Origin of the sequence: Arthrobacter sp. E44 (assembly GCF_041877125.1) — a bacterium.
Classification (GTDB): Bacteria; Actinomycetota; Actinomycetes; order Actinomycetales; family Micrococcaceae; genus Arthrobacter.
In genome coordinates, this window is sequence record NZ_JBHDJA010000003.1 from 17,980 (window position 1) to 30,476 (window position 12,497).

Genomic DNA, 12,497 nt, shown 5'->3' on the forward strand with positions numbered 1-12,497 from the left:
AACTGTCATGACACTTCACCTGGACCGGAGGCATTTCCTGGGCCTGGCAGGGGTTACCGCCTCTGCCGCCGCCCTGGCCGCATGCGGCGGACCCTCCACCACTGGCGGCGGGCAGGCGACCTCGCAGGCGGCCGACATCGACTTCAACGGCGTTAAGCCGGCGGCCAAGATCGACTTCTGGTCCAGCCACCCCGGCCAGTCGCAGGAGGTTGAGAAGAGCCTGATCCAGAAATTCCAGGCCAAGAACCCCGGCATCACCGTCAACCTGGTGACGGCAGGGGCCAACTATGAGGAAATTGCGCAGAAGTTCCAGACGGCCCAGGCTGCCAAGTCCGGCCTTCCGGGCGTGGTGGTCCTCTCCGACGTGTGGTGGTTCCGCTACTACACCAACGGCAGCATCATCCCGGTGGACAGCCTTACCAAGCAGCTGAACATGAAGATGGACGACTTCCAGCAGTCGCTGATCAACGACTACAAGTACGACGGCAAACAGTGGGCGCTCCCCTACGGCCGCTCAACCCCGCTGTTCTACTACAACAAGGACCACTTTGCCGCTGCCGGACTTCCGGACCGGGCGCCCAAGACGTGGGACGAATTCGGCCAATGGGCACCCAAGCTCAAGGCAGCTTCCGGGGCCCAGTACGCCTACATCTACCCCGCCCTGGCAGGGTACGCGGGCTGGACCCTGCAGAACATGCTGTGGGGCTGGGGCGGCGGCTGGTCCAAGGAATGGGACATCACCTGCGACTCCCCCGATTCCGTGGCGGCGCTGCAGTGGGCGCAGGATTCGATCTACAAGGACAAGTGGGCGGGGGTCTCCTCCAAGGAAGCAGCGGACGACTTCTCGGCCGGCCTGACGTCCGCCACCATCGCCTCCACCGGCTCGCTGCTGGGCATCCTGAAGTCGGCCAAATCCAATGTGGGCGTCGGCTTCCTGCCGGGCGGCCCCAAGGCGACCACAAACGTCTGCCCCACCGGCGGCGCAGGCCTGGGCATCCCCAGCGGGATCACCAAGGAGGAACAGCTCGCCGCCGGGATGTTCCTCGATTTCGTTACCCAGCCGGAGAGCACCGTCGAGTTCTCGGCCGCCACCGGCTACATGCCCACCCGCAAGTCTGCGGACATGACCGCCGTCCTGGCCAAGACACCACAGATCCAGACGGCAGTGGACCAGCTGGCGGTGACCAAGGTCCAGGACAACGCCCGCGTGTTCCTGCCCGGCGCCGACCAGGAGATGGCCAAGGCTGCCGCGAAGATCCTCACCCAGCAGGGCGACGTGAAGTCCACCATGACGGACCTGAAGAACACTCTGCAGAGCATTTACGACCGCGACGTGAAGCCGAAGCTGAAGTCGTAGTTGGGAACGCAAAAGCCCTGGCCACTCCTGTTTCCAGGAGTCGCCAGGGCTCTTACGTGTCGCCGGCGAACGTGCGCGTCCCTTACGGGATCGGCACCGGGGTGACGCCGAGGGGCGCCAGGTGCTCCGCACCGCCGTCGGGCGCCGAAAGCACCCAAATACCCTTCTCATGCACCGCCACGGAATGCTCCCACTGGCAGGAGCGCTTGCCGTCCGTAGTCACCACTGTCCAGTCATCCTCCAGGACCGCGGTCTCGATGCCGCCGCGCACCAGCATCGGCTCAATGGCGAGGCAGAGGCCCGGCTTGATCTTGGGGCCCCGGTGGCTGGTGCGGTAGTTCAGGACATCAGGCGCCATGTGCATCTCGGAACCGATGCCGTGGCCCACGTAGTCCTCCAGGATGCCCAGCGGCTTCCCGGGAACGGACGAAACGTAATCATCAATCGCCGCGCCAATGTCGCCAACGTGCGAGCCTGTGGCCAGCGCTGCGATGCCCCGCCACATGGCGGCCTGGGTGATGTCGGAGAGCCGCTGGTCCTCCGGATCCGCGGTTCCCACGATCACCGTCCGCGCGGAATCCGAGTGCCAGCCGTTGACGATGGCGCCACCGTCGATGGAGATGATGTCCCCGTCCTGGAGGATCCGGCTGCCGGGAATGCCATGCACCACTTCCTCATTCACTGAGGTGCAGATGGTGGCCGGGAAGCCGTGGTAGCCCAGGAAGTTGGACTTGGCGCCTGCCTCGTTGAGGACGGCGGCGAAGACGTCGTCCAGGTGCTTGGTGGTGACTCCCGGCACCGCGGCGGCAACGGCGGCGTCGAGTGCGCGGCTTAGGACCAGGCCTGCCTCCTGCATGGTGCGCATCTGGGCATTGTTCTTGAATTCGATGCGGGGCTGGCCAAAGGCCATGGTGTTTCCTTTCAAATGGCTGAGGCTCCTCCCGGATGCCGGGAGGAGCCTCGATAAAACCGGGGCCGCCTTTGGTCAGGCTGCCTGTGCCGCCTTGATGGCCTGCATCACGCGGTCGGTAACTTCGTCGATGGGACCAATCCCGTCGACCTGGGTGAGGATGCCGCGCTCGGCGTACTTCGACACCACAGCTTCGGTCTGCTCGTGGTACAGGTCAAGGCGGTGGCGGATGACGGCTTCGTTGTCGTCGCTCCGGCCCGTTTCCTTGGCCCGGCCCAGGAGGCGGTGCACCAGTTCCTCGTCGTCGGCGGTCAGCTGGAGGACCACGTCGAGCTTCTCGTCGCCGTCGGCAAGGATCTCGTCAAGGTAATCCACCTGCGCGGTGGTGCGCGGGTAGCCGTCCAGCAGGAAGCCATTGTTCACATCGGACTCGCCAAGGCGGTCGCGGACCATCTTGTTGGTCACGCTGTCCGGAACGAAGTCACCGTTGTCCATGAACTTCTTGGCCTCGAGGCCCAGCGGCGTTTCGCCCTTCACGTTGGCACGGAAGATGTCGCCGGTGGAGATGGCCACAACGCCGAGGCGTTCTGAGATCCGCTCCGCCTGCGTTCCTTTTCCGGAACCGGGAGGTCCAATAATCAGCATTCTCGTCATCGCAAAAGCCCTTCGTAGTGACGTTGTTGTAGCTGCGCATCAATCTGCTTTACGGTCTCCAAACCAACGCCCACCATGATCAGGATCGAGGTGCCACCGAACGGGAAGTTCTGGTTCGCATTGATCAGTACCAGTGCCACCAGCGGAATCAGTGCCACGAAGCCCAGGTAAAGGGCACCGGGCAGGGTGATCCGTGAGAGCACGTACTGCAGGTAATCAGCGGTCGGCCTGCCGGCGCGGATACCAGGGATGAAGCCGCCGTACTTCTTCATGTTGTCCGATACTTCTTCAGGGTTGAAGGTAATCGCGACGTAGAAGTAGGTAAAGAACACGATCAGGACGAAGTAAACCGCCATGTAGATCGGGTGGTCACCGCGGGTGAGGTTGTTGTTGATCCACTCAACCCACGGCTGCATGGGCTCGCCGTTCCGGGGCTGGTTGAACTGCGCGATCAACCCGGGAATGTAGAGCATGGAGGAAGCGAAGATCACCGGAATGACGCCGGCCATGTTCACCTTGATGGGAATGTAGGTGCTGGTGCCGCCCACGGTGCGCCGCCCGATCATGCGCTTGGCGTACTGCACGGGGATACGCCGCTGCGACTGTTCCACGAAGACCACCAGTGCAACGGTGAGCAGGCCCACGGCGAGGACGATGAAGAAGGTTCCCGGGCCCTGGGAGGTCCAGATGGCGCCCAGCGAGGTGGGGAACTGCGCGGCGATGGAGGTAAAGATGAGCAGCGACATGCCGTTGCCCACGCCCTTCTCCGTGACAAGCTCGCCCATCCACATGATCAGGCCGGTACCGGCCGTAAGCGTGATGATGATCAGGATGGTGGTGATGATGCTGGTGTCCGGGATGATCGGCAGCTGGCAACCGGGCAGCAACTGCCCGGAGCGTGCCAGCGACACCAGGGTGGTGGCGTTGAGCAGGCCCAGCGCGATGGTGAGGTAGCGGGTGTACTGGGTCAGCTTGGACTGGCCCGACGCGCCCTCTTCGTACAGCTGCTGGAACCGGGGAATGACCACCCGGAGCAGCTGCACAATGATGCTCGCCGTGATGTAGGGCATGATGCCCAGGGCGAAGATGGACACCTGGAGCAACGCGCCGCCGCTGAAGAGGTTAACGAGCTGGTACAACCCGCCGGCGGTCTGACCGTTCTGCAAGCATTGCTGGACATTCTGGTAGTTCACACCTGGCGAGGGAATGAAAGCACCCAAGCGGAAGATGGTGATGATTGCCAGCGTGAACAACAACTTGCGTCGCAGATCAGGCGTGCGAAAGGCCCGGCCAAATGCGCTAAGCAAGCGTCCTCCTGTGGTGTCAATAAGGGTGGGGTGGCGGAACTTGATAAATCCCGACAACCGAGTCTAACGGTTGGATGCGCCCTGCGAACAATCCGGGGCAGCGCACGTGCGCCGGATGGCGCCAAAAATTCGCCCGGCGGATATGAAAAACTCCCGGTATCCGGGGCCAAAGCCCACGGATACCGGGAGTTCAACAGCTGGCGCCGTCCCTTACAGGGCGGTGGTGCTTCCGCCTGCTGCAGCGATCTTTTCAGCGGCGCTGGCCGAGAATGCGTGGACGGTGACGTCAACCTTGACGGTGATGTCGCCGGTGCCCAACACCTTGACGGGCTGGTTCTTGCGAACCGCACCCTTTTCAACCAGGTTCTCCACGGTGACTGCGCCACCTTCCGGGAACAGCTCGTTGAGCTTGTCCAGGTTCACGACCTGGAACTCAACCCGGAACGGGTTCTTGAAGCCACGCAGCTTGGGCAGGCGCATGTGCAGCGGCAGCTGGCCGCCGGCAAAGCCAGCCTTCACCTGGTAGCGGGCAGCCGTACCCTTGGTACCACGGCCGGCGGTCTTACCCTTGGATGCCTCACCACGACCAACACGGGTCTTGGCGGTCTTGGCACCCGGGGCGGGACGCAGGTGGTGAACCTTCAGGGCGTTCTGCTTCTCAGCAGCCTGTGCCTTATCAGCAGTGTTCTCTGCCATTTACTTCGCCTCCTCTACCTTTACCAGGTGCGGAACCGTGTTGAGCATTCCAACGGTCACGGCGTCGGCGGTGCGGACAACGGTGTGTCCGATCCGCTTCAGGCCGAGGGACCGCAGGGTGTCGCGCTGGTTCTGCTTGCCGCCAATGGCGGACTTGATCTGAGTGATTTCCAACTGGGCGTCGGAAGGGACCAGGTTCTTAGCCATGACTAAACACCTGCCTTCGGAGCCAGGAGGGCCTTCACCAGAGCCTGGGGAGCAACCTCGTCCAGCGGCAGGCCTCGGCGTGCTGCCACTGCTGCCGGCTCTTCGAGGCGCTTCAGGGCATCAACGGTCGCGTGAACGATGTTGATGGCGTTGGAGGAACCGAGCGACTTGGAGAGGATGTCGTGGATGCCCACGCACTCCAGTACTGCACGGACCGGACCACCGGCGATAACACCGGTACCGGCGGAGGCCGGACGCAGCATTACGACGCCGGCAGCGGCTTCACCCTGAACGCGGTGAGGGATGGTGTTGCCAACGCGCGGAACGCGGAAGAAGGACTTCTTGGCCTCTTCAACGCCCTTGGCGATAGCAGCGGGAACTTCCTTGGCCTTGCCGTAGCCCACGCCGACCATGCCGTTACCGTCACCAACGACGACCAGTGCGGTGAAGCTGAAGCGACGACCACCCTTGACGACCTTGGAAACGCGGTTGATGGTGACAACGCGCTCTACGAACTGGTTCTTTTCGGCTTCACGGCCACCGTCGCGGCCGCCACGGCCACCGCGGTCGCCGCGGCCCTGGCCGCGGTCGCCACGCTCGCCGCGACGGGCGCCACCACGGCGGTCGTCGGCGGCGGGGGCAGTGGTCTCAGCAGCTGCGGCTTCGGGAGCCTTCTGATCTGCAGACACAGTGTCCTTTTCCTTGTTTGCTTCGGTCACAGTGACAGCCCACCTTCGCGTGCACCGTCAGCGACGGCGGCAATCCGGCCGTGGTACTTGTTACCACCACGGTCGAACACAACAGCCTCGACGCCGGCAGCCTTGGCTCGTTCGGCAACGAGCTCGCCGACGCGCTTGGCCTTGGCAGTCTTGTCACCGTCGAATGCACGGAGGTCGGCTTCCAGTGTGGACGCGCTTGCTACGGTCTGGCCAATGGTGTCATCGACAACCTGGACAAATACGTGGCGTGCGGAGCGGTTGACCACCATGCGGGGGCGTACAGCCGTACCGGAAATGCGCTTGCGGATACGAAGCTGGCGGCGGCTGCGACCAGCAGCCTTGCTCTTGTTCGTACGCTTCTTGTTAATGGAGATGGCCATGGTTACTTACCAGCCTTTCCGACCTTGCGGCGGATGACTTCGCCGGCGTAACGGATGCCCTTGCCCTTGTACGGGTCGGGCTTCCGCAGCTTGCGAATGTTGGCAGCAACTTCGCCGACCTGCTGCTTGTTGATTCCTGATACAGAGAGCTTGGTCGGTCCCTCTACTGCAAAGGTGATGCCGGCCGGAGCCGAAACGTTGACCGGGTGGCTGTAGCCCAGAGCGAACTCAAGGTCAGAACCCTTGGCCTGAACGCGGTAACCGGTACCGACGATTTCAAGCTTCTTCTCGTAGCCTGCGGTGACGCCCTGGATCATGTTGGCGATCAGGGTGCGGGTCAGGCCGTGGAGCGAACGTGAGGCACGCTCGTCGTTCGGGCGGCTTACGGTCAGGGTGTTGTCTTCCAGGGCAACCTCGATGGGGCTGGCCACAGTGTGGCTCAGCTCCCCCTTGGAACCCTTGACGCTGACGACAGAGCCGTCAACCTTGACCTCAACGCCGGCAGGAACGGTGATGGGGAGACGTCCAATACGTGACATTATTCTCTTCCTTTCCCGTTACCAGACGTACGCGAGGACTTCGCCGCCCACGCCCTTCTTGCCGGCCTGCTTGTCAGTCAGGAGGCCGGAAGAGGTGGACAGGATTGCGATACCCAGGCCACCCAGCACGTGCGGCAGGTTGGTGGACTTCGCGTAAACGCGGAGGCCCGGCTTGGAGATGCGGCGAACACCGGCGATGGAACGCTCGCGGTTCGGACCGAACTTGAGTTCGAGGGTCAGCTTCTTGCCAACCTCAGCGTCCTCTTCCTTCCAGCCGGCGATGAAACCTTCGGCCTTGAGGATGTCGGCAACGCGTGCCTTGAGCTTGCTGTAAGGCATAGACACGGAGTCGTGGTATGCCGAGTTTGCGTTACGCAGGCGCGTAAGCATATCTGCGACAGGATCTGTCATTGTCATGTGGGCTCATGCCCTTCCTCGTAACGGTTTCCGCCGTCCCGTCCTTGACGGATCGGAGCGGCCGGACCTTTTACGTAGTTAATTAAGCTTCGGTTTTGAACGGGAAACCAAGCGCCTTGAGCAGCGCGCGGCCTTCGTCATCGGTCTTGGCGGTGGTGACAACCGTGATGTCCATACCGCGGACGCGGTCGATCTTGTCCTGGTCGATTTCGTGGAACATAACCTGTTCGGTCAGACCGAAGGTGTAGTTGCCATTGCCATCAAACTGCTTGCCGCTGAGGCCGCGGAAGTCGCGGATACGGGGCAGTGCCAGGCTGACCAGGCGGTCCACGAATTCCCACATGCGGTCGCCACGCAGGGTTGCGTGTGCACCGATGGGCATGCCTTCGCGCAGCTTGAACTGTGCGATCGACTTGCGGGCCTTGGTAACCTGCGGCTTCTGGCCGGTGATCTGGGTCAGGTCGCGGACAGCGCCGTCGATCAGCTTGGAGTCCTTGGCGGCATCTCCAACACCCATGTTCACAACGACCTTCACCAGGCGGGGCACCTGGTTCACGTTCTGGTACTTGAACTCATCCTGGAGCTGGCCCTTGATGGTTTCGGCGTACTTGGCCTTCAGACGGGGAACGATCTTCGTTGCCGGAGTCTCGATGGTCTCAGTCATTAGATGTCCTTCCCGGTGCTCTTGGACACGCGGATGCGGACGGTCTTCTGCACGCCGTTCTTCTCCACGGTGTCGAGGCGGAAGCCCACACGGGTCGGCTTCTTGGTCGACGGGTCAACCAGGGCCACGTTCGAAATGTGGATCGGGGCCTCTACGACCTCGATGCCGCCGGTCTTGGTGCCGCGCTGCGACTGTCCAACCCGGGTGTGCTTGGTGACGCGGTTGATGCCCTCAACCAGCACGCGGTTGGTGTCGGTGAAGACGCGCAGGACCTTGCCCTGCTTGCCGCGGTCGCCGCCGCGCTCAGCCTTGGCGCCAGTGATGACCTGAACCAGGTCACCCTTCTTGATCTTTGCAGCCATGGACTAGAGCACCTCCGGAGCCAGAGAAACGATCTTCATGAACTTCTTGTCACGCAGTTCACGACCAACCGGTCCGAAGATACGGGTACCGCGGGGGTCACCGTCGTTCTTCAGGATCACAGCTGCGTTCTCGTCAAACTTGATGTAGGAACCATCCGCACGGCGGCGTTCCTTCTTGGTACGGACGATGACGGCCTTGACCACATCGCCCTTCTTTACGTTGCCGCCAGGGATCGCATCCTTGACGGTGGCGACAATGACGTCACCGATGCCTGCGTAGCGACGGCCGGATCCACCGAGAACGCGAATGGTAAGGATTTCCTTAGCACCCGTGTTGTCGGCGACCTTGAGTCGCGACTCCTGCTGAATCACTATTTACTCCTTGCGTCGCGCCGGTTCTCAGGCCGTGGTCTTGCTACGGAATGAGCCTTGCGGAACGGTTGATCGGGGTGTCTCTTGACCTGCCTGGATTTTGCCAGACCAGGCCTAAACGCCCGTGCCAGAAGCAGTTGCTCCCATCCAGTCCGGGACGGATCCCGGGCGCACAGGGGCACTATGCTGTGGCACGCTTGTTTACGAGGTTGATGACGGCGCGCGAAAGGCGCCATACAAACTCAATATCCTAGCACGTTTTCCGCCAGTCCCCATATCACCGCCGTCCCCTGGTCCGCAAGCAGTGCAGGACGCACGACGGCGTCACGCATGGCAGCCTTTCGGCCCGCCCAGGGTGCCGCTCCCCCGCCAGAGCAGGTCCCGCCGTCGTGCGCTTCGCTGAAAAGCTGGCTGCCGTGAGGGGCGCGTTAAAACGAGGAGGCCCCCACTCCGGAAGGAGCAGGGGCCTCAGCTAAGCAGCAGGTGCTACTTGGCCTTCTCGAGGATTTCCACGAGCCGCCAGTTCTTGGTGGCGGACAGCGGACGGGTCTCGGCGATGACAACGAGGTCGCCGATGCCGGCGGTGTTCTCTTCGTCGTGTGCCTTGACCTTGGAAGTGCGGCGGATGACCTTGCCGTACAGTGCGTGCTTCACGCGGTCTTCAACCTCGACAACGATGGTCTTTTCCATCTTGTCGGAGACCACGTAACCGCGACGGGTCTTGCGGTAACCGCGCTGCACAGCCTTGGCTGCGGTAGCAGTTTCGGTCACGTTCTGGTCCTTTTCACTCACTTGGCGTCCTCCTCGGTCTCAGCCTTTTCAGCCTTGTCGGCCTTCTTGGTTGAAGCCTTCTTGGACTTCTTTTCTTCCTTGGCTTCCACAACCGGCGCGGCAACCTCGGCACGAATGCCCAGCTCGCGTTCGCGGAGAACGGTGTAGATGCGGGCGATGTCCTTCTTTACCGCGCGCAGGCGACCGTGGTTCTCCAGCTGTCCGGTGGCGGACTGGAAACGCAGGTTGAACAGCTCTTCCTTGGCCTTGCGGAGTTCTTCAACGAGACGCTCGTTGTCGAAACCGTCCAGCTGTGCGGGAGCCAGATCCTTGGATCCTACTGCCATTTCTACTCACCACCTTCGCGACGCACAATGCGTGCCTTCAACGGCAGCTTGTGGATTGCCAGGCGCAGGGCCTCGCGAGCTACCTCTTCATTGACACCGGAGAGTTCGAACAGAACCCGGCCCGGCTTGACGTTGGCGACCCACCATTCCGGTGAACCCTTACCGGAACCCATGCGGGTTTCGGCAGGCTTCTTGGTCAGGGGACGGTCCGGGTAGATGTTGATCCAGACCTTACCGCCACGCTTGATGTGGCGGGTCATCGCGATACGGGCAGATTCGATCTGGCGGTTGGTGACGTATGCCGGGCTCAGAGCCTGGATACCCCACTCACCGAACGAGACCTCGGTGCCGCCCGTGGCAGCGCCGGAACGACCCGGGTGGTGCTGCTTACGGTGCTTGACTCGACGTGGGATAAGCATTTAAGCCTGTCCTCCTTCTGCTGCTGCAGGTGCAGCTTCAGCTGCCGGAGCTTCGGCAGCGGGAGCTGCGTCAGCGGCCGGACGGTCGTTGCGACGGCGGCGGTCACCGCGGTCAGCGCCACCCGGGCGGCCGGGACGCTCGCCACGGCCACCGCGGGACGGAGCGGCAGCAGCCTGTGCGGCCAGTTCCTTGGCGGTGACGTCACCCTTGTAGATCCAGACCTTCACGCCGATGCGGCCGAAGGTGGTCTTGGCTTCGTAGAAGCCGTAGTCGATGTTCGCGCGGAGGGTGTGCAGGGGCACACGGCCTTCGCGGTAGAACTCCGAGCGGGACATTTCAGCGCCACCCAGGCGGCCCGAGCAGGCGATACGGATGCCCTTGGCACCTGCACGCTGTGCGGACTGCATGGCCTTCTTCATCGCACGGCGGAATGCCACGCGGGAAGTCAGCTGCTCTGCAACGCCCTGGGCCACAAGCTGGGCTTCCATCTCGGGGTTCTTGACCTCGAGGATGTTCAGCTGGACCTGCTTGCCGGTGAGCTTTTCGAGCTCGCCGCGGATGCGGTCTGCTTCTGCTCCACGGCGGCCGATGACGATGCCGGGACGGGCCGTGTGGATGTCCACGCGGACACGGTCACGGGTGCGCTCGATTTCGACCTTGGCGATACCGGCGCGCTCCATGCCCGTGGACATGAGCTGGCGGATGCGGATGTCTTCGCGAACGAAGTCCTTGTACCGCTGGCCGGCCTTGGTGCTGTCAGCGAACCAGTGCGATACGTGATCGGTGGTGATGCCGAGTCGGAACCCGTGCGGGTTTACTTTCTGTCCCACTTAGCGAGCCTCCTCTTTCTCCGGGGTAGCGACTACCACGGTGATGTGGCTGGTGCGCTTCTTGATCTGAAATGCACGACCCTGGGCACGCGGCTGGAACCGCTTCATGGTCGGGCCTTCATCAACAAACGCTTCGCTGATGATGAGGTCGCCTTCGTCAAACGCCACGCCGTCGCGGTCCGCGAGGACCCGGGCGTTGGAGATTGCCGACTGAACTACCTTGAATACCGGCTCCGAAGCTGCCTGCGGGGCAAACTTCAGAATTGCCAGAGCCTCATTCGCTTGCAATCCACGAACAAGGTTGACGACGCGCCGGGCCTTCATAGGCGTTACGCGGATGTGGCGCGCAATTGCCTTGGCTTCCATTGCTTTCCTTCTCTCGTCTTTGACGTAAACGCAGGCGCCTAGCGGCGCTTGCCCTTACGGTCGTCCTTGACATGGCCGCGGAATGTCCGCGTGGGAGCGAATTCGCCGAGCTTGTGCCCGACCATCGACTCAGTGACAAACACCGGGATGTGCTTGCGTCCGTCGTGTACGGCGATCGTGTGCCCAAGCATGTCGGGGATGATCATCGAACGGCGGGACCAGGTCTTGATGACGTTCTTGGTGCCCTTTTCGTTTTCCCTGGCTACCTTCACAAAGAGGTGCTGGTCAACGAAAGGACCTTTTTTCAGGCTGCGTGGCATGTGTCCAGGCTCCTATCGCTTGTTCTTGCCAGTACGACGGCGACGCACAATAAGCTTGTCGCTCTCTTTGTTGGGGCGGCGGGTGCGGCCTTCACGCTTACCGTTCGGGTTCACGGGGTTACGACCACCGGAAGTCTTACCTTCACCACCACCGTGCGGGTGGTCAACCGGGTTCATGGCGACACCACGGACGGTCGGGCGGACGCCCTTCCACCGCATACGGCCGGCCTTGCCCCAGTTGATGTTCGACTGCTCGGCGTTGCCAACTTCGCCGACAGTTGCGCGGCAGCGCACGTCAACGTTGCGGATTTCGCCGGAGGGCAGGCGCAGCTGGGCGAAGCGGCCTTCCTTGGCAACAAGCTGGATGGATGCGCCGGCGGAGCGGCCCATCTTGGCGCCGCCACCCGGACGCAGTTCAACTGCGTGGATAACGGTACCCACCGGGATGTTGAGCAGCGGCAGGTTGTTACCGGGCTTGATGTCAGCACCGGCACCTGCCTCTACAACGTCACCCTGGGAGAGCTTGTTGGGAGCGATGATGTAACGCTTGGTGCCATCAACGTAGTGCAGGAGGGCGATGCGAGCCGTGCGGTTCGGATCGTACTCGATTTCGGCAACGCGGGCGTTGACGCCGTCCTTGTCGTGGCGACGGAAGTCGATCAGACGGTACTGGCGCTTGTGTCCACCACCCTTGTGGCGGGTGGTGATCTTACCGGTGTTGTTACGGCCGCCCTTCTTGGGCAGCGGACGTACCAACGACTTTTCCGGCGTCGACCGCGTGATTTCGATAAAGTCCGCTACGCTCGAGCCACGACGGCCCGGGGTAGTCGGCTTGTATTTACGGATTCCCATAATTTAT

The 12,497-nt window shown here is 62.3% G+C and carries 20 protein-coding genes; 1 reads left to right on the forward strand and 19 read right to left on the reverse strand.

From position 1 onward, the window contains the following. The first annotated feature begins 7 nt into the window (after positions 1 to 7). Positions 8 to 1,357 (forward strand): ABC transporter substrate-binding protein, encoded by a 1,350-nt coding sequence (locus ACETK3_RS03820; protein ID WP_373992558.1) that lies wholly within the window; start codon positions 8 to 10, stop codon positions 1,355 to 1,357. 82 nt (positions 1,358 to 1,439) lie between these two features. On the opposite strand, the gene map is transcribed toward ACETK3_RS03820, so the two are convergent. The 19 genes from map to rplB form a co-directional block, all read right to left on the reverse strand. Further along, on the reverse strand, positions 1,440 to 2,267 hold the full coding sequence (gene map, locus ACETK3_RS03825; RefSeq protein WP_236799103.1) for a type I methionyl aminopeptidase: 828 nt from the start codon (positions 2,265 to 2,267) through the stop codon (positions 1,440 to 1,442). Between the two features lie 75 nt (positions 2,268 to 2,342). Then, a complete protein-coding gene (locus ACETK3_RS03830; RefSeq protein ID WP_236802906.1) occupies positions 2,343 to 2,912 on the reverse strand; it encodes an adenylate kinase in 570 nt (189 codons plus the stop codon). Positions 2,913 to 2,917: 5 nt separating this feature from the next. Next, positions 2,918 to 4,228: a preprotein translocase subunit SecY gene (gene secY / locus ACETK3_RS03835; RefSeq protein WP_236799104.1), complete on the reverse strand. Its 1,311-nt coding sequence runs from the start codon at positions 4,226 to 4,228 to the stop codon at positions 2,918 to 2,920. A gap of 210 nt (positions 4,229 to 4,438) precedes the next feature. Next, positions 4,439 to 4,924, reverse strand: a complete 486-nt coding sequence (gene rplO / locus ACETK3_RS03840; RefSeq protein WP_236799105.1) for a 50S ribosomal protein L15 — start codon at positions 4,922 to 4,924, stop codon at positions 4,439 to 4,441. Further along, positions 4,925 to 5,131, reverse strand: a complete 207-nt coding sequence (gene rpmD / locus ACETK3_RS03845; protein ID WP_009358731.1) for a 50S ribosomal protein L30 — start codon at positions 5,129 to 5,131, stop codon at positions 4,925 to 4,927. A gap of 2 nt (positions 5,132 to 5,133) precedes the next feature. Next, the gene (gene rpsE / locus ACETK3_RS03850) at positions 5,134 to 5,850 is read right to left on the reverse strand and encodes a 30S ribosomal protein S5 (RefSeq protein WP_142133091.1); all 717 of its coding nucleotides are present in this window, start codon (positions 5,848 to 5,850) and stop codon (positions 5,134 to 5,136) included. Further along, positions 5,847 to 6,230 carry a 50S ribosomal protein L18 gene (rplR, locus tag ACETK3_RS03855; protein WP_236799106.1) on the reverse strand — a complete coding sequence of 128 codons (384 nt, stop codon included), beginning with the start codon at positions 6,228 to 6,230 and terminating at the stop codon, positions 5,847 to 5,849. Before rplR ends, rpsE begins: the two co-directional genes overlap by 4 nt. Before the next feature lie 2 nt (positions 6,231 to 6,232). Further along, positions 6,233 to 6,769 carry a 50S ribosomal protein L6 gene (gene rplF / locus ACETK3_RS03860; RefSeq protein WP_110541321.1) on the reverse strand — a complete coding sequence of 179 codons (537 nt, stop codon included), beginning with the start codon at positions 6,767 to 6,769 and terminating at the stop codon, positions 6,233 to 6,235. 18 nt (positions 6,770 to 6,787) lie between these two features. Beyond that, positions 6,788 to 7,186 carry a 30S ribosomal protein S8 gene (rpsH, locus tag ACETK3_RS03865; protein WP_018769139.1) on the reverse strand — a complete coding sequence of 133 codons (399 nt, stop codon included), beginning with the start codon at positions 7,184 to 7,186 and terminating at the stop codon, positions 6,788 to 6,790. A gap of 82 nt (positions 7,187 to 7,268) precedes the next feature. Next, on the reverse strand, positions 7,269 to 7,850 hold the full coding sequence (gene rplE / locus ACETK3_RS03870; RefSeq protein ID WP_236799107.1) for a 50S ribosomal protein L5: 582 nt from the start codon (positions 7,848 to 7,850) through the stop codon (positions 7,269 to 7,271). Then, positions 7,850 to 8,212 carry a 50S ribosomal protein L24 gene (rplX, locus tag ACETK3_RS03875; RefSeq protein WP_236799108.1) on the reverse strand — a complete coding sequence of 121 codons (363 nt, stop codon included), beginning with the start codon at positions 8,210 to 8,212 and terminating at the stop codon, positions 7,850 to 7,852. Before rplX ends, rplE begins: the two co-directional genes overlap by 1 nt. Positions 8,213 to 8,215: 3 nt before the next feature. Continuing rightward, positions 8,216 to 8,584 carry a 50S ribosomal protein L14 gene (rplN, locus tag ACETK3_RS03880; protein WP_003803789.1) on the reverse strand — a complete coding sequence of 123 codons (369 nt, stop codon included), beginning with the start codon at positions 8,582 to 8,584 and terminating at the stop codon, positions 8,216 to 8,218. Positions 8,585 to 9,070: 486 nt separating this feature from the next. Next, positions 9,071 to 9,376, reverse strand: coding sequence for a 30S ribosomal protein S17 (gene rpsQ / locus ACETK3_RS03885; protein ID WP_272910802.1), 306 nt, complete (start codon positions 9,374 to 9,376; stop codon positions 9,071 to 9,073). Further along, positions 9,373 to 9,702, reverse strand: coding sequence for a 50S ribosomal protein L29 (gene rpmC, locus ACETK3_RS03890; protein ID WP_018769136.1), 330 nt, complete (start codon positions 9,700 to 9,702; stop codon positions 9,373 to 9,375). The genes rpsQ and rpmC overlap by 4 nt, the downstream gene beginning before the upstream one ends. Positions 9,703 to 9,704: 2 nt before the next feature. Then, positions 9,705 to 10,121 (reverse strand): 50S ribosomal protein L16, encoded by a 417-nt coding sequence (gene rplP / locus ACETK3_RS03895; protein WP_015937848.1) that lies wholly within the window; start codon positions 10,119 to 10,121, stop codon positions 9,705 to 9,707. Beyond that, positions 10,122 to 10,952, reverse strand: a complete 831-nt coding sequence (rpsC, locus tag ACETK3_RS03900) for a 30S ribosomal protein S3 (RefSeq protein WP_236799110.1) — start codon at positions 10,950 to 10,952, stop codon at positions 10,122 to 10,124. It lies immediately after the preceding gene. Next, complete coding sequence (gene rplV, locus ACETK3_RS03905) at positions 10,953 to 11,318, reverse strand: 50S ribosomal protein L22 (RefSeq protein WP_009358304.1); 366 nt, start codon at positions 11,316 to 11,318, stop codon at positions 10,953 to 10,955. It lies immediately after the preceding gene. A gap of 38 nt (positions 11,319 to 11,356) precedes the next feature. After that, entirely contained in the window at positions 11,357 to 11,638 is a 282-nt protein-coding gene (gene rpsS / locus ACETK3_RS03910; RefSeq protein WP_003803803.1) for a 30S ribosomal protein S19, read from the reverse strand. 12 nt (positions 11,639 to 11,650) lie between these two features. Next, positions 11,651 to 12,490 carry a 50S ribosomal protein L2 gene (gene rplB, locus ACETK3_RS03915; RefSeq protein WP_026264302.1) on the reverse strand — a complete coding sequence of 280 codons (840 nt, stop codon included), beginning with the start codon at positions 12,488 to 12,490 and terminating at the stop codon, positions 11,651 to 11,653. Positions 12,491 to 12,497 lie beyond the last annotated feature (7 nt).